Annotated in this window: 16 protein-coding genes, 1 rRNA gene and 1 other RNA gene; 16 read left to right on the top strand and 2 right to left on the bottom strand. The window is 65.8% G+C overall.

Annotation, left to right across the window (positions count from 1 at the left end):
* The first annotated feature begins 206 nt into the window (after nucleotides 1–206).
* Together rrf and DXK93_RS03750 are read left to right on the top strand one after the other, a co-directional pair.
* Nucleotides 207–319 (top strand): 5S ribosomal RNA (gene rrf, locus DXK93_RS03755).
* A 238-nt stretch (nucleotides 320–557) separates the two neighbouring features.
* On the top strand, nucleotides 558–923 hold the full coding sequence (locus tag DXK93_RS03750; protein WP_013391517.1) for a membrane protein: 366 nt from the start codon (nucleotides 558–560) through the stop codon (nucleotides 921–923).
* A 448-nt stretch (nucleotides 924–1,371) separates the two neighbouring features.
* Here DXK93_RS03750 and DXK93_RS03745 read toward each other — a convergent pair whose 3' ends face one another.
* Nucleotides 1,372–1,650 (bottom strand): SWIB/MDM2 domain-containing protein, encoded by a 279-nt coding sequence (locus DXK93_RS03745; RefSeq protein ID WP_006217453.1) that lies wholly within the window; start codon nucleotides 1,648–1,650, stop codon nucleotides 1,372–1,374.
* A 147-nt stretch (nucleotides 1,651–1,797) separates the two neighbouring features.
* On the opposite strand from DXK93_RS03745, the gene DXK93_RS03740 reads away from it, so the two are divergent.
* Together DXK93_RS03740 and pyrC are read left to right on the top strand one after the other, a co-directional pair.
* Complete coding sequence (locus DXK93_RS03740; protein WP_054457611.1) at nucleotides 1,798–2,991, top strand: M20 aminoacylase family protein; 1,194 nt, start codon at nucleotides 1,798–1,800, stop codon at nucleotides 2,989–2,991.
* Nucleotides 2,992–3,002: 11 nt separating this feature from the next.
* Nucleotides 3,003–4,067, top strand: coding sequence for a dihydroorotase (gene pyrC / locus DXK93_RS03735; protein WP_119449383.1), 1,065 nt, complete (start codon nucleotides 3,003–3,005; stop codon nucleotides 4,065–4,067).
* Nucleotides 4,068–4,164: 97 nt separating this feature from the next.
* Here the strand turns inward: pyrC and DXK93_RS03730 are convergent, their stop codons facing one another.
* Entirely contained in the window at nucleotides 4,165–5,991 is a 1,827-nt protein-coding gene (locus DXK93_RS03730; RefSeq protein WP_054457609.1) for an ATP-binding cassette domain-containing protein, read from the bottom strand.
* 133 nt (nucleotides 5,992–6,124) lie between these two features.
* Between DXK93_RS03730 and rnpB the strand changes: the two genes are divergently transcribed.
* From rnpB to DXK93_RS03670, 12 genes are all read left to right on the top strand, one after another.
* An RNA gene (gene rnpB / locus DXK93_RS03725) (RNase P RNA component class A) lies at nucleotides 6,125–6,529 on the top strand.
* 354 nt (nucleotides 6,530–6,883) lie between these two features.
* On the top strand, nucleotides 6,884–7,312 hold the full coding sequence (gene mraZ / locus DXK93_RS03720) for a division/cell wall cluster transcriptional repressor MraZ (RefSeq protein WP_006226256.1): 429 nt from the start codon (nucleotides 6,884–6,886) through the stop codon (nucleotides 7,310–7,312).
* 7 nt (nucleotides 7,313–7,319) lie between these two features.
* Nucleotides 7,320–8,414: a 16S rRNA (cytosine(1402)-N(4))-methyltransferase RsmH gene (gene rsmH, locus DXK93_RS03715; protein WP_119449382.1), complete on the top strand. Its 1,095-nt coding sequence runs from the start codon at nucleotides 7,320–7,322 to the stop codon at nucleotides 8,412–8,414.
* Nucleotides 8,414–8,704 (top strand): cell division protein FtsL, encoded by a 291-nt coding sequence (ftsL, locus tag DXK93_RS03710; protein ID WP_054457607.1) that lies wholly within the window; start codon nucleotides 8,414–8,416, stop codon nucleotides 8,702–8,704. Before rsmH ends, ftsL begins: the two co-directional genes overlap by 1 nt.
* A complete protein-coding gene (locus tag DXK93_RS03705; protein ID WP_054457606.1) occupies nucleotides 8,701–10,431 on the top strand; it encodes a penicillin-binding protein 2 in 1,731 nt (576 codons plus the stop codon). Before ftsL ends, DXK93_RS03705 begins: the two co-directional genes overlap by 4 nt.
* Entirely contained in the window at nucleotides 10,428–13,283 is a 2,856-nt protein-coding gene (murF, locus tag DXK93_RS03700; RefSeq protein WP_119449381.1) for a bifunctional UDP-N-acetylmuramoyl-L-alanyl-D-glutamate--2,6-diaminopimelate ligase MurE/UDP-N-acetylmuramoyl-tripeptide--D-alanyl-D-alanine ligase MurF, read from the top strand. The genes DXK93_RS03705 and murF overlap by 4 nt, the downstream gene beginning before the upstream one ends.
* Nucleotides 13,273–14,442: a phospho-N-acetylmuramoyl-pentapeptide-transferase gene (mraY, locus tag DXK93_RS03695; protein WP_042796413.1), complete on the top strand. Its 1,170-nt coding sequence runs from the start codon at nucleotides 13,273–13,275 to the stop codon at nucleotides 14,440–14,442. The genes murF and mraY overlap by 11 nt, the downstream gene beginning before the upstream one ends.
* Nucleotides 14,439–15,971 (top strand): UDP-N-acetylmuramoyl-L-alanine--D-glutamate ligase, encoded by a 1,533-nt coding sequence (gene murD, locus DXK93_RS03690; RefSeq protein WP_119449380.1) that lies wholly within the window; start codon nucleotides 14,439–14,441, stop codon nucleotides 15,969–15,971. The genes mraY and murD overlap by 4 nt, the downstream gene beginning before the upstream one ends.
* A complete protein-coding gene (gene ftsW / locus DXK93_RS03685) occupies nucleotides 15,968–17,161 on the top strand; it encodes a putative lipid II flippase FtsW (protein WP_042796415.1) in 1,194 nt (397 codons plus the stop codon). Before murD ends, ftsW begins: the two co-directional genes overlap by 4 nt.
* Nucleotides 17,158–18,234, top strand: a complete 1,077-nt coding sequence (murG, locus tag DXK93_RS03680) for an undecaprenyldiphospho-muramoylpentapeptide beta-N-acetylglucosaminyltransferase (RefSeq protein ID WP_054457602.1) — start codon at nucleotides 17,158–17,160, stop codon at nucleotides 18,232–18,234. Before ftsW ends, murG begins: the two co-directional genes overlap by 4 nt.
* Complete coding sequence (gene murC, locus DXK93_RS03675) at nucleotides 18,231–19,637, top strand: UDP-N-acetylmuramate--L-alanine ligase (RefSeq protein WP_054457601.1); 1,407 nt, start codon at nucleotides 18,231–18,233, stop codon at nucleotides 19,635–19,637. Before murG ends, murC begins: the two co-directional genes overlap by 4 nt.
* Entirely contained in the window at nucleotides 19,634–20,584 is a 951-nt protein-coding gene (locus DXK93_RS03670; protein ID WP_054457600.1) for a D-alanine--D-alanine ligase, read from the top strand. Before murC ends, DXK93_RS03670 begins: the two co-directional genes overlap by 4 nt.
* Nucleotides 20,585–20,593 lie beyond the last annotated feature (9 nt).

Here is a 20,593-nt window from a genome sequence, read left to right as displayed (position 1 = left end):
CGCCGATGATAGTGGACGGACGTCTGTGAAAGTAGGTCATCGTCAAGCTTTTATTCCGCAGAACCCCACAGGTAACCCCTGTGGGGTTTTGTCTTTGTGAGAGCCCCTTGCGGGCGCCTGTCGAGATCTGCTCCAGGCACGCGCATCGGTCTCGCTACAGGATTGGAGCGTTTGCCCACGATAGGGCAGGCACTCAAGCAGTTACGCCTGACAACCATAGCAAGGTGGTCCCACTCCTTCCCATCCCGAACAGGACAGTGAAATGCCTTTGCGCCGATGATAGTGGACGGACGTCCGTGAAAGTAGGTCATTGTCAGGCTTTGATTCCAGGAACCCCGCAGCTCGCGCTGCGGGGTTTTTTCTTTTGCGGTGTTGTTGCGATGAGCTAGCAAGCGGTCGGCGCGGCTGCGGGCGGCTGGGGCTTTTGGGCGAGTGGTTGCGGACCGTCAATCAGGCTGCAAGCCGCGCCAGCATTGAATGTGCACAAATAACAACGGCCGTGGGCGGGGTAGCTTTGTGCGGTAAGATTGACCGAGTCAATTCGTTGGAGCGTTATCGTGAGTGATCCCCAGACCCCCGTGCCCGGAACGACGTTAGACCTGCGCACGCTGACCCACGTTGCCTATGGCTTGTACGCCCTGGGCTTCCTGACGAGCGGTTTCCTGGGCATCGCCACGCTGGCGGCCGTAGTGCTGATGTACCTGAAGCGCTCGGACGCCGCAGGTACCGTCTATGCCGCTCATTTCGACTGGCTGCTGCGTACCTTCTGGTGGGCCCTGCTGTGGCTGGCCATCAGCGGCATCGCGACGCTCATCTTCATCGGCTGGATCGGCCTGGCCGCGACCGTGATCTGGGTGCTGTATCGCCTGATCAAGGGCTGGCTGTCGTTGCTGGAAGGGTCCGCGCCGACTACCTACGCCTGAAGGCTCGCGTTCAAACAGAAGGCCGGCATATGCCGGCCTTTTGCTTTGTTGAGTTTGATCTTGGCGCCGTACTTGGACAGCGGGCGCGGGCATCAGCGAACAAGCGCTGAGTGCAATTCAGCGTTTCGAAGGCCTCTGCTGGTGCAGGATTATTCACGCTCGACACGTGGGCCCGCAGCATGTGCAGCCATCGCGCATGGGCCAATCCATGTTGCTTCCGAATGCTGGCCGTGGGACCGTGAGGAAGCCATGCCAACTGCCTGAAGAGGCGCGCCAGGCTTGGCTTTCGGGGAATGCTGGTGTGGGGAATCGGGCCGTGCCGGCGAGGTTGCGGCGTGGCTGTCGCGGTGAGAGAAAGCTGCGCTGGGGAGGCGAGCTCGCCCAGGAATGAACCGGGGCGTCGCGACGATATGAAGGCAGGGACGTACGGGGTACGCCCTTTGCCTGCTTACTTCAGATGTGCGTTGACCAGCTTGGTCAGTTCGAACATCGTGACCTGATCTTTGCCGAAGATCGGGCGCAGCTTGGCATCGGCGTTGATGTTGCGCTTGTTGCTGGCATCTTGCAGGTTGTGCTTCTTGATGTATTCCCAGATCTTTTTGGTGACCTCGGTACGCGGCACGGCTTCCGAGCCGATGACGGCGGCCAGTTCGGCGCTGGGGGTCAGGGGCTTCATGAATGCAGCGTTCGGCTTGCGCGCGGTCGCGGGTTTGGAGGTTGTGGCCATAATGCGGCGCTCCTTCTCTGGCTGTTGGAAAAATTGTCCTGCGGCCGGAGCATAACGTGTCTCTCTCGTAAAGACAAAGGCATTTATCCTCTGTAGCAACTAAAATGCACAGACTGTCCCCTCTATATCGTCATTCTGTAACCTCCTATGTACGCACGATCTCCTTTGGAATCAATTCGCCTCTTTCATGACGAATTGACGGCGCTGCGGCGCGATTTGCACGCGCACCCCGAGTTGGGCTTCGAGGAAGTCCGGACCTCCGGAATCGTGGCGGGCGCGCTGGAGGCGCTGGGGATCGAGGTGCACCGCGGCATCGGCAAGACTGGCGTGGTGGGCGTCATCCGCGGCAAACGCTGCGATAGCGGGCGCATGATAGGCCTGCGTGCCGACATGGACGCCTTGCCCATGACCGAAGACAACGACTTCGGGCACAAGTCGACCAAGCCTGGCCTGATGCACGGTTGCGGCCACGACGGTCACACCGCGGTACTGATCGGCGCGGCCAAGTACCTGTCGCAGACGCGCAATTTCGATGGCACCGCGGTTCTGATCTTCCAGCCCGCGGAAGAGGGGCGCGGCGGCGCGCGCGCCATGCTGGAAGATGGCCTGTTCGACACCTTTCCGTGCGACGCGATCTACGCGCTGCACAACTGGCCGGGCCTGAAGCCGGGCACGATAGGCATCAACCCCGGGCCGATGATGGCCGCGGCCGATCGCTTCGAGATCCTGATCACAGGGCGCGGCGGCCACGGCGCGCATCCTTACCAGACCATCGATCCGGTCACCATCGCAGGGCAGATCATTACGGCGTTGCAGACCATCGTGTCGCGCAACGTCAATCCGCTGGATTCGGCGGTGGTGTCCATCGGATCGCTGCAAGCCGGGCATCCCGGCGCCATGAGCGTGATTCCGCGCGAAGCGAGAATGGTCGGCACGGTGCGCACGTTCCGCAAGTCCGTCCAGGAAATGGTGGAGACCCGCATGCGCGAGTTGGTGTCCGCGATTGCGGGCGCTTTCGGCGGCACTGCCGAGGTCACTTACGAACGGATCTACCCTGCGACCTTGAACACGCCGCAGCACGCCAATCTGGTGGCCGACATCGCCACCGAGATGATAGGCAAGGAGAACGTCGTGCGCGATCTGACGCCGTCGATGGGCTCCGAGGATTTCTCTTTCATGTTGCAGAGCAAGCCTGGCGCATACTTCCGCCTGGGCCAGGGCGGAGCCGATTCCGGCTGCGTGCTGCACAACTCGCATTTTGATTTCAACGATGCCGTCATCCCCTTGGGCAGCGCGATGTTCAGCGCGCTGGCCGAACGGGGCATGCCGCTGGCAGATTAAGAAGCCTTTCCATGTCTACTCAAAACACGACTCAGCTCACCATCACCCGGCCGGACGACTGGCACTTGCATCTGCGCGACGGCGCAGCCCTCGAGGCGGTGGTGGCGGATACCGCGCGCCAGTTCGCGCGCGCAATCATCATGCCCAACCTGAAGCCGCCGGTCACGACCACCGAACAGGCGTTGGCCTATCGCGGCCGCATTCTGGAGGCCTTGAAGAAGGCGGGCGGCAATCCCGATGCCTTCACGCCGTTGATGACGCTGTATCTGACCGACAACACCACGTCGGAAGAGATTTTCCGCGCCTACGAGTCGGGCCAGGTCTATGCCGTGAAGCTTTATCCGGCAGGTGCGACAACCAACTCCGATGCCGGCGTGACCGATCTGCTGGGCAAATGCACGAAGGCGCTGGAAGCGCTGGAAAAATGCGGCATGCCGTTGTTGGTGCACGGCGAAGTGACGGATCCGTCGATCGACCTGTTCGACCGCGAAGCAATCTTTGTCGAGCGCGTGATGAAGCCGCTGCGCCGCGCCTTCCCCGCCTTGAAGGTGGTGTTCGAACACATCACGACGAAAGAGGGCGCGGAATACGTGCGCGACGCGGACGGTCCCATCGCAGCCACGATCACACCGCAGCACCTGCTGTACAACCGCAATGCGATTTTCCAAGGTGGCGTGCGGCCGCACTTCTACTGTCTGCCGGTGCTTAAGCGCGAAACGCACCGCCTTGCGCTGGTCGAGGCGGCGACCAGTGGCAGCCCGCGCTTTTTCCTGGGCACCGACAGCGCGCCGCACGCGCGCGGGTTGAAGGAGCATGCTTGCGGTTGCGCCGGCTGCTACACGGCATTGCACGCGATGGAGCTGTACGCCACCGCCTTCGACGCGGTCGGCAAGCTGGACAAGCTGGAAGGCTTCGCCAGTTTCCATGGCCCGGACTTCTACGGCCTGCCGCGCAACACCGGCACGCTGACGCTGGTGCGCGAGGCCTACCAGGTGCCCGAGGAAGTCGCGTTCGGCAACACGACGCTGGTTCCGCTGGCTGCGGGTGAAGCGCTGACCTGGCGCGCGCGGGGCTAGGCAATTGCGCCGTCCGGCAAGTCCGGAACAAAAGAAATGCCCCCGGATTTCGGGGGCATTTTTCATGCGCCTCTATATGTATATAGAGACAAGCTGATTACAGCGTGCCTTCGCGGCGCGCTTCCAGCAGTTCCCAGCGGGCGAAGCGCTCTTCGAGTTCGCTTTCCAGCTTGGCCAGTTCGCCGTTGATGCGTTCGACTTCGGCGGGCGCGTCGCGGTAGAGGCTGCCATCGGCGAGCTTGCCGGCAAGTTCCGCTTGTTGCGCCTCCAGGGCGGCGATGGCGTCCGGCAGGCCTTCCAGTTCGCGCAGTTCCCAGGAGTTCATCTTGGCCGACTTGGCCGGCTTGGGCTTGGCGGCCTTGGCGCGCGCGGCGGCATCGTCGACAGGCCGGGCGGCAGGGGTTGCGTCTTCGGCCGGGGCCGCGGGCGCGGGCCGCTGCGCGACCCATTCATCGTAGCCGCCCACGTAATCGCGCCAGCGGCCATTGCCTTCGTAGGCGATGGTCTGCGTAACGACGTTGTTCAGGAAGGCGCGGTCATGGCTGACCAGCAGCACCGTGCCCTGGTACTCCTGCAGCAATTCTTCCAGCAGTTCCAGCGTTTCGATGTCGAGGTCGTTGGTGGGTTCGTCCAGCACCAGCACGTTGGCAGGGCGGGCGAACAGGCGCGCCAGCAGCAGGCGGGCGCGTTCGCCGCCGGACAGGCTGCGCACGGGCGAGCCGGCGCGGGCGGGCGAGAACAGGAAGTCCCCGAGGTAGCTCATGACGTGCTTGCGGGCGCCGCCGATTTCCACCCATTCGCTGCCCGGGCTGATGATGTCGACGAGCGTGGCGTTTTCGTCCAACTGCGCGCGCATCTGGTCGAAGTACGCGACCGCGACGTTGGTACCCAGCCGCGTCGTGCCGCTGTCGGGTTGCATCTCGCCCAGGATCAGCTTGAGCAGGGTGGTCTTGCCGGCGCCGTTGGGGCCGATGATGCCGATGCGGTCGCCGCGCAGGATGGTGGTGGAATAGTCGTCCACCACGATCTTGTCGCCGAAGGCCTTGTTCACGTGGTCGAGTTCGGCGACCAGCTTGCCGGAGCGCTGGCCCTCGGCCAGCGCGAGCGAGACGTCGCCGACGCGTTCGCGGCGTTCGGCGCGTTCGACCCGCAGCCGTTCCAGGCGGCGCACACGGCCTTCGTTGCGGGTGCGGCGGGCCTCGACGCCCTTGCGGATCCAGACTTCTTCCTGCGCCAGCAGCTTGTCGAAGCGCGCTTGTTCCAGGCGCTCGGATTCGAGCCACTGGGCCTTGCGCTCCTGCCACTGCGAAAAGTTGCCGGGAAAACTCAGCAGGCGCCCGCGGTCGAGTTCGACGATGCGGGTAGCCACTGCGTCCAGGAAGCGGCGGTCGTGGGTGATGATGACGGCGGCGCCTTTCCAGGTGCGCAGCATGTCTTCCAGCCAGGCGATGCCTTCGAAGTCCAGGTGGTTGGTGGGTTCGTCCAGCAGCAGCAGGTCCGGCTCATCGACCAGGGCGCGCGCCAGCGCGACGCGCTTGCGCGTGCCGCCGGACAGGCCGGCGATCTGTACGTCCGCGGGCAGGCCGAGTTTTTCGAGCACCGAGCGCACGCGCGAGGGGCGCTGCCAGTCTTCATGATCGCCCTCGACATTGCAGACCACATCGAAGACGGTGGCGTTTTCGTCCAGTTCGGGTTCCTGTTCGACCGTGGCCACGCGCAGACCCGAACTGCGGGCGATGTCGCCGTCGTCGGGCTGGGTCCTGCCGTCCAGCAGTCTCAGCAGCGAGGACTTGCCGGCGCCATTGCGGCCGATGAGGCCGATGCGCTCGCCGGCCTGGATGGCGAAATCGGCGTGGTCCAGCAGCGGGTGGTGGCCATAGGCCAGCTGGATGTCGGTAAGGGTGATGAGAGTAGCAAGGGCCATGTGATGGGTATTGTCTGCGGCGTCTGAGCGAATCAAGGCGTATTGTCGCAGGAACCCCGTAACGCCGTTTGCACGGCTAGTGTCGCGGCTTCTTCGGGGACGGAGCTGGCGGGTGTAATAGAATACGCACCGCAAGGCGGGTCGGACGATCGCGGTGGATGCGAATCCATCGAGGAAGGTCCGGACTCCACAGGGCAGGGTAACGGCTAACGGCCGTCCGGCCGCGTCTTCGGGCGCGGTTGAGGAATAGGGCCACAGAGACGAGTCTGCGGGGCGGGCGTGCATCGCGCGCACAGATACGGCCATCTCCGTATCGCGCCGTCCGGCAACGGGCGGCGGCATCGCAGGGTGAAACGCGGCAACCTCTATCCGGAGCAACATCAAATAGGCATGCGTGCGGTCTTCGGACCGCGTAGGGCGGCCCGTCCAAGCATGCGGGTAGATGGCTAGAGCGGCTCAGCAATGATCCGTCCAGAGGAATGATCGTCCGCCAGGGAAACCTGGTGTACAGAATCCGGCCTATAGACCCGTCTTGCAACTCATTCGCAACGCGAGCCTGGTCCTGGCTGGAACCTGGCGTCGCGCTGGCCGGGCCGGACCATTTTTGGGGCCGCTCAAATCGGCGGGCCCGGCTGGAAGCCTTGCCAACCGGAGCAAACGACCGACCGTAAAACAATGCAAAGGCATTGTTAGCCGCCACTTCTGAAGAAGGACTTTTAGATAGTGCCGCAACCTCCTGATTTATTGGGAGGTTTTTCTTTTTGCGGATTTACATATTGATCTAAGTCCTTGTTGTGATTGAAAAAATTGCAACCACGCGCTTGACCGCCCCGATCCCATACCGTAGAGTGGGAAATAGTAGGAAATTGTGCAATTAAGTGGGGTAAAAGTGGTGTTTCAGGGAAGCAGCGCGCTCACGCTGGATGCCAAGGGACGGATCTCGATTCCGACCCGGCACCGTGACGCGCTCATGTCGCAGGCCGATGGCCGGCTGACCCTGACACGCCACCCTGACGGCTGCTTGCTGGTCTACCCGCGGCCCGAGTGGGAAAAGAAGCGCGAGCAGATTGCCGCCTTTCCCATGACGGCGCGCGCGTTGCAGCGGCTGTTGCTGGGCAACGCTCAGGACGTGGAACTGGATGGCTCCGGCCGGGTCCTGATCGCTCCTGAACTGCGCAACGCTTCCGGTATGACGCGCGATGTGATGCTGCTCGGTCTGGGCGCGCACTTCGAGCTGTGGGACGCCGCTACTCTGGCCAGCCGCGAGGCTGAGGACCTGGCCAAGGGTATGCCGGATGTGTTGAATCAGTTTTCGTTCTGAAAAAGTTATGGAATTCGAACATCGGCCCGTTCTGCTGGAGCCGACGGTGGACGCGCTATTGCTGCCTGACTTCGGCGGCAAGGGTGCGGCACGGTCGCATCAGCAGGCCGGGCCGGCTGCGGCTACGCGGGCGGAAGGCGGCGTTTTCGTCGACGGCACCTTCGGGCGTGGCGGGCACAGCCGCGAACTGCTTGGCCGCCTGGGCCCGAGCGCCAGGCTGGTGGTGTTCGACAAGGATCCGGAGGCGATCGTCGTAGCCAGGCAACTGGCGGCAGCGGACCCGAGGGTCACCGTGGTGCATGGCGGCTTTGCCACCATGGCCGAAGAATTGGAGCAGCTCGGCATCGGCAAGGTCGATGGCGTGATGCTGGATCTGGGCGTTTCCTCGCCTCAGATCGATGACGCTGAGCGTGGTTTCTCGTTCATGCGAGACGGCCCGCTCGATATGCGGATGGACACCACTCGTGGTCCCACGGTGGCGGATTGGCTGGCGCAAGCCAGTGTGGATGAGATGCGGGAGGTCATAGCGGATTATGGCGAAGAACGGTTTGCTTTTCAGGTTGCAAAGGCGATTGCTGCTCGCCGCGCAACAAGGCCGCTGCGCACCACGCTCGAGCTTGCCGAGTGCGTCGCCAGCGCCGTCCGCACGCGCGAAAAGGGGCAACATCCGGCCACACGCACCTTTCAAGCTCTACGGATTTACATCAATCGGGAACTCGAAGAGCTCGCGCGCACCCTCGCGGCAGCTCTAGACCTGCTCGCCCCGGGAGGGAGGTTGGCGGTGATCAGCTTTCATTCGCTTGAAGACCGCATGGTCAAGCAGTGCATCGCGGCGGCGGCTCGTCCGGCCGCCGCGCATGCGCGCCTGCCCCTGCGCGAAAGCGAAATGCCCCAGCCGGTCCTGCGCTCCCTGGGCCGCGTGCTGGCCGAAGACGACGAAGTCTCGGCCAACGCCCGCGCCCGTTCCGCCGTCTTGCGCGTAGCCGAACGTACCGAGACGCCGCTGCCCGCCGAGGGCGGCTTCGCGTTCGTGAAGATCGGTTCGCTGCCGGGCAGCGACCTGGCACCCCCGCCGCGTCGCGGCAAGGGAGGGCGCCGCTAATGGGTCGCGTCAACCTGATCGTTGCGGCTTTGCTGATGCTGTCGGCCATTTCCCTGGTCACCAGCCGGTATCAGTCGCGCCAGCTCTTCATCGAGCTGGGACGTGATCAGGCGCAGGCTCGCGACCTCGAAACCAACTGGCGGCGCCTGCAGCTGGACCGCGCCGAACTGGCCCGCAACGCGCGGGTCGACGCCATCGCGCGCGATGGCCTGAAGATGATCTCCATCGTTCCGGATCGCACGCTGTACTTGAACCAGCCGCCCGCTTCCGCCACCGGAGGCGCGCAATGAAACGCGTCCCTTTCTTCGATAACCCCGTGCTGCGCGGGCAATTGCCCACCTGGCGCGCGCGCCTGGTGCTGATCCTGCTGTTCGGCGGGTTCACCGTGCTGGCCGGCCGCGCTCTGTTCCTGCAGGGGCTGTCCACCGAATTCCTGCAGCAGCAGGGCGAGCGGCGCTATGAGCGCACGCTGACCCTGGCCGCGACGCGCGGCAAGATCATGGATCGCAACGGCGCGGTGCTGGCCTCCAGCGTGCCGGCGCGCGCCATCTGGGCGATTCCGGAAGACGCCAAGCAGGCTACCCCGGCGCAGATGGACACGCTGGCGAAGCTGCTGGAAACGCCGCCGGCCGACCTGCGTCACCGCCTGGTCGACGAAGACAAGAACTTCGTCTACCTGAAGCGCCAGGTCTCCATGGACGTGGCCGACAAGATCAAACAATTGGGCATGCCCGGCGTGCACCAGCAGCCCGAGACCCGCCGCTACTACCCGGACGGCGACGTGATGGCTCACGTGGTGGGTTTCAATAGCGTCGAGGATCAGGGGCAGGAGGGCGTCGAGCTGACGTTCAACCAGCAGTTGTCCGGCCGTCCCGGCAGCCGCCGCGTCATCAAGGACCGGCTCGGCCGCGTGATTGAAGATGTGCAGGCCGTGACCCTGCCGGTGGATGGCCGCGACCTGCGCCTGTCGATCGACACGCGTCTGCAGTATCTGGTGTTCAAGGCGTTGAAGGACGCCATGGACAAGCACCAGGCCAAGGGCGCGACCGCCGTGGTCGTGGACGTGCATACGGGCGAGATCCTGGCCCTGGCCAACGTGCCGACCTTCGATCCGAACAAGCGCGAGACCTTCCACGGTTCCAAGCTGCGCAACCAGGCCATCACCGACACCTTCGAGCCGGGCTCGATCATGAAGCCGTTCACCGCCGCGTTGGCGCTGGACCTGGGTCGCATCAGCACCAAGACCCTGTTCGAAACCGGCAACGGCCGATTCCAGTATCAGGGCAGCACGATCAGCGACGTGAGCCGCAACGGCACGCTGGACGTGGCCGGCGTGCTGCGCAAGTCCAGCAACATCGGTATGACGATGATCTCCGAGAAGCTGGAATCCCGCGAAATGTGGGACCGCTTTACCGAACTTGGCCTGGGCCAGGCGCCCCAGGTGGGATTTCCCGGCGCGGCGCCCGGACGCCTGCGTCCCTGGGATCGTTGGCGCCTGATCGAAAAGGCCACCATGGCCTACGGCTACGGCCTGTCGGTGTCGCTGCTGCAGGTGGCGCGCGCCTATACCGTTTTCGCCCGCAACGGCGACATGGTGTCGCTGACCCTGGTCAAGCGCGACAGCGATCCCACCAGCGTCAAGATCTACACGCCCAAGACGACTGAAATGGTGCGCGGCATGCTGGAAGCGGCTGCCGGCCCCGAAGGCACCAAGGCTGCCCAGGTGCAGGGCTACCGCGTCGCCGGCAAGAGCGGCACGGCGCGCAAGATCGTCGACGGCAAATACAGCATGCAGCGCTATCGGAGCTCCTACGTGGGCTTCGCTCCGGTGTCCGATCCGAAGATCGTCGTGGCCGTGTCCATCGACGAGCCGACGATCGGCGGCTATTACGGCGGCGCCATCGCCGCGCCCGTGTTCTCCCAGATCGTGGGGGGGAGCTTGCGGCTGATGGGGGTGCGCCCGGACGCGCCCTTCGAATCCACAATTGTTGCTGGTCTCAAGGAGCCAGGCAGATGAGCGCCAAAGGCTTCCTCTCCAACCCTGTCGCCACGGTTGCCGAAACCGTGGCGTGGTTGCATTCGCGCGTGTCGTTGACCGCGCACCTCAAACTGGACTCCCGCGATATCGAGCCGGGCGATGTGTTCGTCGCCTGCCCGGGCCTGTCCAGCGACGGACGTCTCTATATAGAGAAGGCGTTGGCGCTGGGCGCCAGCGCGGTGTTGTTCGAAGCCCCCGCCAACGATGCCGTCGCGGCCGTGGCGGACCAGGCCGCGATGCTGCCGGTGACTGGCCTGCGCGCCCTGCTGGGCGAGTTGGCCGACACCTGGTACGGCCGGCCCTCGGCCGAGCTGGCGGTGGTCGCGGTGACTGGCACCAACGGCAAGACGTCGTCGGTGCAATGGATTGCGCACGCGCTGAGCCGCAATGACAAGCCCTGCGGCACCATCGGCACCCTGGGCGCCGTGCTGCCCGACGGCCAGACGCTGGGCGGCGACCTGACGACGCCGGACGTCTTGACCGTGCACCGTACGCTGGCCGCCATGCGCGACGCCGGCGCCAAGGCCGTGGCCATGGAAGCGTCTTCCATCGGCATCGAGCAGGGCCGGATGGATGGCGTGCGCGTTGCGCTGGCCGCCTTCACCAACCTGACGCGCGATCACCTCGATTACCACGGCACGATGGAACGGTACGAAGCCGCCAAGGCGCGCCTGTTCCGCTGGCCGGGCCTGACCGCCGCCGTGATCAATGCCGACGACGAAGCCGGCCGCCGCCTGATTGCCGATCTGCCGGCTGGCATGGCAATGGGCTACAGCCTGAGCGAAGCGCAGGACATTCCCGCCGCCATGCGCGCGCGCGATCTCCAGGCCACCGCGCAGGGTCAGATCTTCACGCTGGTGTCGCCGCATGGCGAAGCCCAGATCGTGACGCGCCTGCTGGGCGCGCACAATGTATCGAACCTGCTGCTGGTAGCGGGCGTGCTGTATCAGTTGGGCCTGCCGTTTGCGCAGATCGCGCGCGAACTGGCCGCGACGGACCCCGTCGACGGCCGTCTGCAAACCGTCGAGCCGGTGGCGCACAGCACCCAGGCCAGCACGGGCCGCGGCCCGCTGGTGGTGGTGGACTATGCCCATACCCCGGATGCGCTGTCGCGGGCGCTGACCGCCTTGCGCGCCGTTGCGACCGCGCGATCGGGCCGCTTGATCTGCGTGTTCGGCTGCGGCGGCGAGCGGGATCCGGGCAAGCGTCCCGTGATGGGCCGCATTGCGGCGGACCTGGCCGACCATGTGGTCGTCTCCAGCGACAACCCGCGCACCGAGTCGCCTGAAGCCATCGTCGAACAGATCCTGACGGGCATCCCGGACAGCGTGAAGCCCGACGTGCAAGTGGACCGCGCGCGCGCCATCATGCAGACCATCTGGGCCGCGACGCCCGACGATGTAGTGCTGCTGGCCGGCAAGGGCCATGAAACCTACCAGGACATCGGGGGCGAGAAGCTGCCTTTCGATGACCGGGAATGGGCGCGGCTGGCGCTGCTGCTGCCGCAGGTCAAGGGTGTGTCGACCGACACCCGCCGTATCGGCGAAGGCGAATTGTTCGTGGCGCTGGTGGGCGAGAACTTCGACGCCCATAACTATCTGGATCAAGCCGAAGCGCGCGGTGCGTGCGCGGCCGTGGTGGCGCACGCCGTGCCCGACGCCAAGCTGCCGCAACTGGTGCTGGGCGACACCCGCGTCGCGTTGATGCGCATCGGCGCCGCGTGGCGCGCGCGGTTCACGCTGCCCGTGGTGGCGGTGACCGGCAGCAACGGCAAGACCACGACCAAGGAAATGATCTCGGCGATGCTGGCCGAGTGGCAGGGTGAAGCGGGCCGCCTGGCGACCGCGGGCAACCTGAACAACGACATCGGCGTGCCGCTGACTCTGCTGCGCCTGCGGCCGGAGCACCGCGCGGCCGTATTCGAACTGGGCATGAACCACCCCGGCGAGATCGCGCAACTGGCCGCGATCGCGGCGCCCTCGGTGGCGCTGGTCACCAACGCTCAGCGCGAACACCAGGAATTCATGCATAGCGTGGAAGCGGTGGCGCACGAGAACGGCTCCGCCATCGCGGCGCTGCCCGAGGATGGCGTTGCCGTATATCCCGGCGACGAACCGTATTCGGCGATCTGGGATGCCCTGGCCGAGCCGCGCCGCGTGTTGCGTTTCGGCCTGCAGCCCGGCCTGGACGTGTACGCCGAGCAGATCCTGGCTGACGTGAACGCCACCCGCTGCCGTGTGGTGACGCCGGTGGGCGTCGCCGACCTGGCGCTGCCGGTGCCGGGCCTGCACAACCTGCGCAATGCGCTGGCCGCCATTGCCAGCGCGATCGCGGCGGGGGCGCCGCTGGACGGCGCGGTGCGCGCCCTGGCAGGTTTCAGCCCGGTCGCGGGTCGCATGCAGCACAAGAGTATGAGTGACGGAACGTTGCTCATTGATGACACTTACAATGCCAACCCCGACTCGGTTCGCGTAGCCGTGGACGTGCTGGCCCGCATGGCCGGCAAGCGCGTCCTGGTGCTGGGCGACATGGGCGAGGTCGGGGACAACGGCCCCGCCATGCATGTCGAGGTGGGCAATTACGCGCGTGAGCAAGGGCTCGACGCGCTCATCACGCTAGGCGAAGCCAGCCGGGCGGCCGCGGCCGCATTCGGAGTGGGCGCACACGCCTGCGCATCGGTAGACGAAGTGGTTGCCGCAATGCGCGGCTTGCGCGCGTCCTGCGTATTGGTAAAGGGATCGCGCTTTATGCGCATGGAGCGGGTAGTGACGGCTTTTTCTACGAATGAAGGTGTGACGGCCAAGGGGCAGGGAGAGCAGAATGCTGCTTGAAATCGCCCGCATGCTGTCTGACGATGTGCGCGCACTGGGGGTGTTCGAATACATCACCCTGCGCGCTGTTCTGGCATGCGCGACCGCGCTGTTGATTGGCCTGGTGGCGGGTCCGCGCGTGATTCGCAAACTGACCGAGATGAAGATCGGCCAGGCCGTGCGCTCCTACGGTCCGGAAACCCATCTGGTCAAGACCGGCACCCCCACCATGGGCGGTGTGCTCATCCTCATTTCCATCGCCATCAGCACGCTGCTGTGGGCGGACTGGACAAACCGCTTCGTGTGGGTGGTGTTGCTGGTGACCTTCGGCTTCGGCTGGATCGGCTGGATGGACGACTACCGCAAGGTGGTCTATCGCGATCCGGAAGGCATGCCCGCGCGGCAGAAGTTCTTCTGGCAGGCCACCATCGGCATGGTGGCCGCGGTGTATCTGGCGTTTGCCGTGTCGGCGCCGGCCAATACTGAACTGTGGCCCTTGTTCAAGGCCTGGGTGGGCAGCGGTTTCACGATGTCCTTGCCGACGCGCGCCGACTTGATCGTGCCTTTCTTCAAGAGCGTGAGCTATCCGCTGGGCGTGCTCGGTTTCGTGGCGCTGACCTGGGCGGTCATCGTCGGCACCAGCAATGCCGTGAACCTGACCGACGGCCTGGACGGCCTGGCCATCATGCCTACCGTCATGGTGGGCAGCGCGCTGGGTATCTTCGCCTACGTGGTCGGCCGCGTGGACTATTCCAAGTACCTGCTGTTCCCCTACATCCCGGGAGCGGCGGAATTGATGGTGCTGTGCGCCGCGATTGGCGGCGCCGGGCTGGCATTTTTATGGTTCAACGCGTATCCGGCCCAGGTCTTCATGGGCGACGTCGGCGCGCTTGCCTTGGGAGGCGCGCTGGGCACCATCGCGGTCATCGTGCGCCAGGAAATCGTGCTCTTCATCATGGGCGGCGTGTTCGTGGTCGAGACCCTTTCCGTGATGATGCAAGTGACTTGGTTCAAGTACACGAAGCGACGTTATGGAACAGGTAGACGCATTTTCCGCATGGCCCCGTTGCATCATCACTTTGAAGTGGGCGGCTGGAAAGAAACCCAGGTGGTCGTGCGTTTCTGGATCATCAGCATGATGCTGGTGCTGATTGGCCTCTCTACCCTGAAGTTGCGATGAATACGATGGAAACCTCCCGCGCAGACGCGCCGCTCGTCCTGATCCTCGGATTGGGCGAGACGGGTGTCGCCGCCGCTCGCTGGTGCGCCCGCCTGGGTGCCCGCCTGCGCGTGGCCGACACGCGCGCCGAACCGGGCGGGCTGGCCGCGCTGCGCGAATCACTGGCGCAAAGCGAAGTGGAGTACCGCCTGGGCTGCGACGAGTCCTTCGACACGGCGCTGCTGGACGGCGTGAATCAGGTCGTGCTGAGCCCCGGCTTGGCGCCCTCCCAGGCACCCGCGGCCGAGCTGCTGCGCGAGGCCGAGGCCCGCGGCATCGAGGTCGTCGGCGAGATCGAATTGTTTGCGCGCGCTTTGGCCGATCTGGCCGAGACGCGCGAGTACCGGCCGCGCCTGTTGACCGTGACCGGCACCAACGGCAAGACCACAGTCACCGCGCTGACGCGCCAGCTGGTCGAGGCCAGCGGCCTGTCGGCCGTGGCGGCGGGCAATATCAGCCCCGCAGCGCTGGCCGCGCTGATGGAAGCGCTGGACGCCGAATCGCTGCCGCAGGTCTGGGTGCTGGAGCTGTCCAGCTTCCAGCTGGAAACCACGCGCTCGCTGATGGCCGACGCGGCCGTGGTGCTGAACGTCACCCAGGATCACCTGGACTGGCACGGCGGCATGGAAGCCTACGCGCAGGCCAAGGCCCGCCTGCTGAAGATGGCCCGCGTGGCCATCGTCAACCGCGACGATCCGTACACCGTGGACATGGTCGCCACGCTGAACGCGCTGAACGTGCGCAGCTTCGGCCGTGACGTGCCGGAGCTGGTCGGCGACATGGGCCTGGAGCTGGGCCAGGGCGTGGCCTGGCTGGTGGCCTGCGAACCCAACGATTTCGATGAACCCGCGCCGCCGGTGCGCCGCAAGAAGGACGCGCCCGAACCGACGCGCGCCAAGGGCCGCATGAGCCGCCTGATGCCGGTGGACGCCTTGCGTATCCGCGGCATCCACAATGCCTTGAACGCGCTGGCCGCGTTGCAGTTGGCGCGCTGCCTGGACCTGGGCTGGGGGCCGATGCTGCGCGCCTTGCGCGAGTACACGGGCGAACCGCATCGCGCGGCCTTCGTGCGCACGATCGGCGGCGTCGACTACATCAATGACAGCAAGGGCACCAACGTGGGCGCCACTGTGGCCGCGTTGGAAGGCCTGGGCCAGCAAGTCGTGCTGATCGCCGGCGGCCAGGGCAAGGGCCAGGATTTCTCGCCGCTGATTCCCGTGGTGGCGCAGCATGCGCGTGCCGTGATGCTGATCGGCCAGGACGGCCCCGAGATCGGCCGCGTGCTGGCGTCGACCGGCGTGCAGTGCGTGACGGTTGAAACCCTGCGCGACGCCGTGCGCGGCGCCGCTGAATTGGCCCAGCCGGGCGATGCCGTGCTGCTGTCGCCCGCTTGCGCCAGCCTGGACATGTTCCGCAACTATCCGCACCGCGGACAGGTGTTCGTGGAAGAGGTCGAAGACCTGGCCCGCGACCGTGGAGAGATCGCATGAGCCTGATCGCCGATCTCACTGCCAGCGTCAACGCCGTACGGCCCGGCCGTACCCGCATGCGCAATTTCGATCTGCCGCTGGTCATCGCGGCGTCGACCTTGCTGCTGCTCGGCCTGCTGATGGTGTATTCGGCGTCGATCGCGCTGGCCGACGGCCCGCGCTATGCCTCATATGGCCGCTACTACTTCGTGATCCGCCACGGCCTGTTCATCAGCGCCGGCCTGGTGGGCGCGGCGGTGGTGCTGGCGGTGCCGATCCGCGTGTGGCAACGCCTGGCGGTGCCGCTGTTCGTGGTGGCGATGGTGCTGCTGGTGGCGGTGCTGATCCCTGGCATCGGCCGCGAGGTCAACGGCGCGCACCGCTGGATCCCGCTGGGTCCGCTGAATTTCCAGCCCTCCGAACTGATGAAGCTGGCTGCGCTGCTCTACGCTGCCGATTACACCGTGCGCAAGCAAGAGCACATGCAGGCCTTTGCCCGCGGCTTCCTGCCGATGGCGTTCGCGCTGGCCGGCGTAGGCATGCTGCTGCTGCTGGAGCCTGACCTGGGCGCCTTCATGGTGATCGTGGCGATCGCGATCGGCATCCTGTTCCTGGGCGGCATCAACGGCAAGTACTTCAGCAGCCTGCTGGCCGTGCTGGTCGGCACTTTCCTGATGTTGATCTGGCTGTCGCCGTGGCGTCGGGCGCGCCTGTTCGCGTATCTGGATCCCTGGAACGAAGACAATGCCTACGGTAGCGCCTACCAGTTGTCGCATTCGCTGATCGCTCTGGGGCGTGGCGAATGGCTGGGCGTGGGCCTGGGCGCCAGCGTCGAGAAGCTCCATTACCTGCCGGAAGCGCATACAGACTTCCTGATGGCGGTGGTGGGCGAGGAATTGGGCTTTGCCGGCGTGATGCTGGTCATCACCCTGTTCGCCATCATCGTCTATCGCGGTTTCGACATAGGCCGCCAGGCCATCGCCATGGAACGCACCTTCGCGGGCCTGGTTGCGCATGGCGTGGCGATGTGGTTTGGCGTGCAGGCCTTCATCAACATGGGCGTCTGCCTGGGCCTGCTGCCCACCAAGGGCCTGACCCTGCCCCTGATGAGCTATGGCGGTTCGGGCATCGTGATGAACCTGTGCGCGCTGGCCATGCTGATCCGGGTCGACGTGGAAAACCGCGTCATGATGCGTGGAGGGCGGGTATGACGGCCTCTCGCACCATTCTGATCATGGCTGGCGGTACCGGCGGACACATCATGCCGGGCCTGGCCGTGGCTGATGTGCTGCGCGAGCGCGGCTGGCGCGTGCTGTGGCTGGGCAATCCTGAAAAGATGGAAGGCCGGCTGGTGCCGCCGCGCGGCATCGAGCTGGTTCCGCTGCGTTTCCAGGGCGTGCGCGGCAAGGGTGCTTCGGCGCTGCTGAAGCTGCCGTTTCTGTTGCTGCGCGCATTCGGGCAAGCGTGGTCGCGCCTGTCCGACGTGCGGCCCGACGTGGTGCTGGGCATGGGCGGCTACGTCGCTTTCCCGGGCGGCGTCATTGCGGCGCTGCGCGGCACGCCGCTGGTGGTGCATGAACAGAATGCCGTGGCCGGCACCGCCAACAAGTGGCTGGCCAGGATGGCCCGCCGCGTGCTGAGCGGCTTTCCCGGCGTGCTGCCCAAGGGCGAGGCCATGGGCAATCCGGTGCGCGCGGACCTGTGCGCGTTGCCGGACCCGGCCGCGCGCTACGCCGGCCGCAGCGGCCCGCTGCGCGTGCTGGTCGTGGGCGGCAGCCTGGGCGCCCAGGCGCTGAACACGACTTTGCCGCAGGCGCTGGCGCGCCTGCCGCAGGAAAACCGGCCGGTGGTGGTGCACCAGGCCGGCGAGCAACATTTGCCCGCGCTGCAGCAGGCCTACGCCCAGGCGGGCGTGGAAGCCGACTGCCGCGCATTTATCGATGACATGGCGGGCGCCATGGGCGAAGCCGATCTGCTGATCTGCCGCGCGGGCGCCATGACGGTGTCCGAAGTGGCCGCGGCGGGCGTCGCAGCCCTGTTCGTGCCGTTCCCGCATGCCATCGACGACCACCAGACCGCCAACGCGCGCTTTCTGAGCGACGCGCAGGCTGCCTGGCTGCAGCCGCAGACCGGCCTGACGCCCGAATGGCTGGCGCAGTGGCTGGGCCAACGCTCTCGACAAGAACTCCAAGCCGTGGCCGAACGGGCCCGCGCGCATGCGCGCCCCGAAGCCGCGGCCCATATCGCCGACGTCTGTGAACAAGCAGCGGGGCGCGCATCATGAAACACAGAATTCAACACATCCATTTCGTAGGCATCGGCGGCTCGGGCATGAGCGGCATTGCCGAGGTGCTGCTCAACCTGGGCTACACCATCAGCGGTTCCGACCTGAACGAGTCGGCGGTGACGCGCCGCCTGGCCGGCCTGGGCATGAAGATCGCAATCGGCCACGTGGCCAGCAACGTCACGGGCGCCGCCGCCATCGTCACGTCCACCGCGGTGGCAGGCGACAATCCCGAGGTGATCGCCGCCCGCGCCGCCCGCATCCCGGTGGTGCCGCGCGCCATCATGCTGGCCGAGCTGATGCGCCTGAAGCGCGGCATTGCCGTCGCCGGCACGCACGGCAAGACGACCACGACCAGCCTGGTGGCCAGCGTGCTCGCCGCTGGCGACCTGGATCCGACCTTCGTGATCGGCGGCCGCCTGAATTCGGCCGGCGCCAATGCGCGGCTGGGGCAGGGCGACTACATCGTGGTCGAAGCCGACGAATCGGATGCTTCGTTCCTGAACCTGCTGCCGGTGATGGCCATCGTGACCAACATCGATGCCGATCACATGGACACCTACGGGCACGACGTGGCGCGCCTGAAGAGCGCCTTCATCGAGTTCACGCAGCGCCTGCCGTTCTACGGCAGCGCGGTGCTGTGCTCGGACGACGCCAATGTGCGCGAGATCATGCCTTTTGTCTCGCGGCCCATCACGACCTACGGCCTGAACGAAGAGGCGCAGGTGCGCGCCTATGAAGTGCAGCCGGAAGGCACGCGCATGCGCTTCAACGTGCAGCGCACGCATCGCGACACCCTGCTGCCGCCGCTGCAGGTCGAACTGAATCTGCCGGGCCTGCACAACGTGCGCAACGCGCTGGCCGCGATCGCCGTGGCGACCGAGCTGGGCGTGGCCGATGCAGCCATCTGCGAGGCGCTGTCGTCCTTCCATGGCGTGGGCCGCCGCTTCACGCAGACGGGCGAATTCCCTGTGCCGGCCAGTCATGGCGGCGGCACTTTCACGGTGATCGACGATTACGGCCATCACCCGGTGGAAATGGCCGCGACGCTGGCCGCCGCGCGCGGCGCCTGGCCCGACCGCCGCATCGTGCTGGCCTTCCAGCCGCACCGCTACACGCGTACCCGCGACTGCTTCGAGGATTTCGTGCGCGTGCTGGGCACGGCCGACGCGGTGTTGCTGACCGAGGTCTACGCCGCGGGCGAACCGCCACTGGTGGCGGCGGACGGCCGAGCCTTGTCGCGCGCCCTGCGTGTGGCCGGCAAGGTCGAGCCGGTGTTCGTCGAGGACGTGACGGAACTGCCGCAGGCCATCGTGGATTTCGTGCGCGATGGCGACGTGGTGATAGTGATGGGAGCGGGTTCGATCAGCAAGGTCCCCGCTCAAGTTGGAGAACTGGCATGAACACGCAATTCGGCAAGGTCGGTGTGTTGTACGGCGGACGATCCGCCGAGCGCGAAGTGTCCTTGATGTCGGGCACGGGCGTGCACCAGGCGCTGCTCAGCGCCGGCGTCGACGCGCACCTGTTCGACACGGGCGAGCGCAGCCTCTCCGAGCTGGCCGCCCAGGGTTTTGACCGCGTGTTCATTGCCTTGCATGGCCGCTACGGCGAAGACGGCACCATCCAGGGCGCCCTGGAACTGCTGGGCATCCCCTATACCGGCAGCGGTCCGCTGGCCTCCGCGCTTGCCATGGACAAGACCATGACCAAGCGCGTGTGGCTGCAGCACGGCCTGCCCACACCCGACTTCGAATTGCTGGACGCCGACACCGAGCTGCGCTTGGTACCGGACCGCCTGAGCCTGCCGCTGATCATCAAACCGCCGCATGAAGGCTCGACGGTCGGCATTACCAAGGTGGTGGGCTATTCCGACATGAAGGAAGCCTATGCCGCGGCCGCGCGTTTCGACGCCGAAGTGCTGGCCGAGCAGTTCATCACCGGTCGCGAGCTGACCGTGGCGGTGCTGGGCGGCGGCAAGACCGCGCGCGCGCTGCCCGTCATCGAGATCGCCGCGCCCGGCGGCAACTACGACTACGAGCACAAGTACTTCTCCGACGACACGCAGTATTTCTGCCCGGCCACGCTGCCGCCCGAAGTGGCCGCGGAAGTCGCCGAGATCGCGGTCAAGGCTTATCAGGCGCTGGGCTGCGAAGGCTGGGGCCGCGCCGATTTCATCCTCGACCGCGACAACCGGCCGTGGCTGCTTGAAATGAATACCTCGCCTGGCATGACCAGCCATTCACTCGTTCCCATGGCCGCCAAGGCGGTGGGAATCAGCTACGCCGATCTGTGCGTGGCGATCTTGTCCGAGGCTGCGTGCAAAGTGCGCAGTCCGGCCCGCAACGCTTGACCCGGATAC

Source organism: Achromobacter sp. K91, assembly GCF_003576205.1.
In the GTDB taxonomy this organism is placed as follows: domain Bacteria; phylum Pseudomonadota; class Gammaproteobacteria; order Burkholderiales; family Burkholderiaceae_B; genus Achromobacter; species Achromobacter aegrifaciens.
This window is presented reverse-complemented; position numbering and strand designations above follow the sequence as displayed.

Bases quoted from the DNA above. Each gene is read 5' to 3' on its own strand.
- DXK93_RS03745 (WP_006217453.1), bottom strand. From the start codon at position 1,650: ATGGCCACAACCTCCAAACCCGCGACCGCGCGCAAGCCGAACGCTGCA.
- DXK93_RS03740 (WP_054457611.1), top strand. From the start codon at position 1,798: ATGTACGCACGATCTCCTTTGGAATCAATTCGCCTCTTTCATGACGAA.
- pyrC (WP_119449383.1), top strand. From the start codon at position 3,003: ATGTCTACTCAAAACACGACTCAGCTCACCATCACCCGGCCGGACGAC.
- DXK93_RS03730 (WP_054457609.1), bottom strand. From the start codon at position 5,991: ATGGCCCTTGCTACTCTCATCACCCTTACCGACATCCAGCTGGCCTAT.
- rsmH (WP_119449382.1), top strand. From the start codon at position 7,320: ATGGAATTCGAACATCGGCCCGTTCTGCTGGAGCCGACGGTGGACGCG.
- ftsL (WP_054457607.1), top strand. From the start codon at position 8,414: ATGGGTCGCGTCAACCTGATCGTTGCGGCTTTGCTGATGCTGTCGGCC.
- DXK93_RS03705 (WP_054457606.1), top strand. From the start codon at position 8,701: ATGAAACGCGTCCCTTTCTTCGATAACCCCGTGCTGCGCGGGCAATTG.
- murF (WP_119449381.1), top strand. From the start codon at position 10,428: ATGAGCGCCAAAGGCTTCCTCTCCAACCCTGTCGCCACGGTTGCCGAA.
- mraY (WP_042796413.1), top strand. From the start codon at position 13,273: ATGCTGCTTGAAATCGCCCGCATGCTGTCTGACGATGTGCGCGCACTG.
- murD (WP_119449380.1), top strand. From the start codon at position 14,439: ATGAATACGATGGAAACCTCCCGCGCAGACGCGCCGCTCGTCCTGATC.
- ftsW (WP_042796415.1), top strand. From the start codon at position 15,968: ATGAGCCTGATCGCCGATCTCACTGCCAGCGTCAACGCCGTACGGCCC.
- murG (WP_054457602.1), top strand. From the start codon at position 17,158: ATGACGGCCTCTCGCACCATTCTGATCATGGCTGGCGGTACCGGCGGA.
- murC (WP_054457601.1), top strand. From the start codon at position 18,231: ATGAAACACAGAATTCAACACATCCATTTCGTAGGCATCGGCGGCTCG.
- DXK93_RS03670 (WP_054457600.1), top strand. From the start codon at position 19,634: ATGAACACGCAATTCGGCAAGGTCGGTGTGTTGTACGGCGGACGATCC.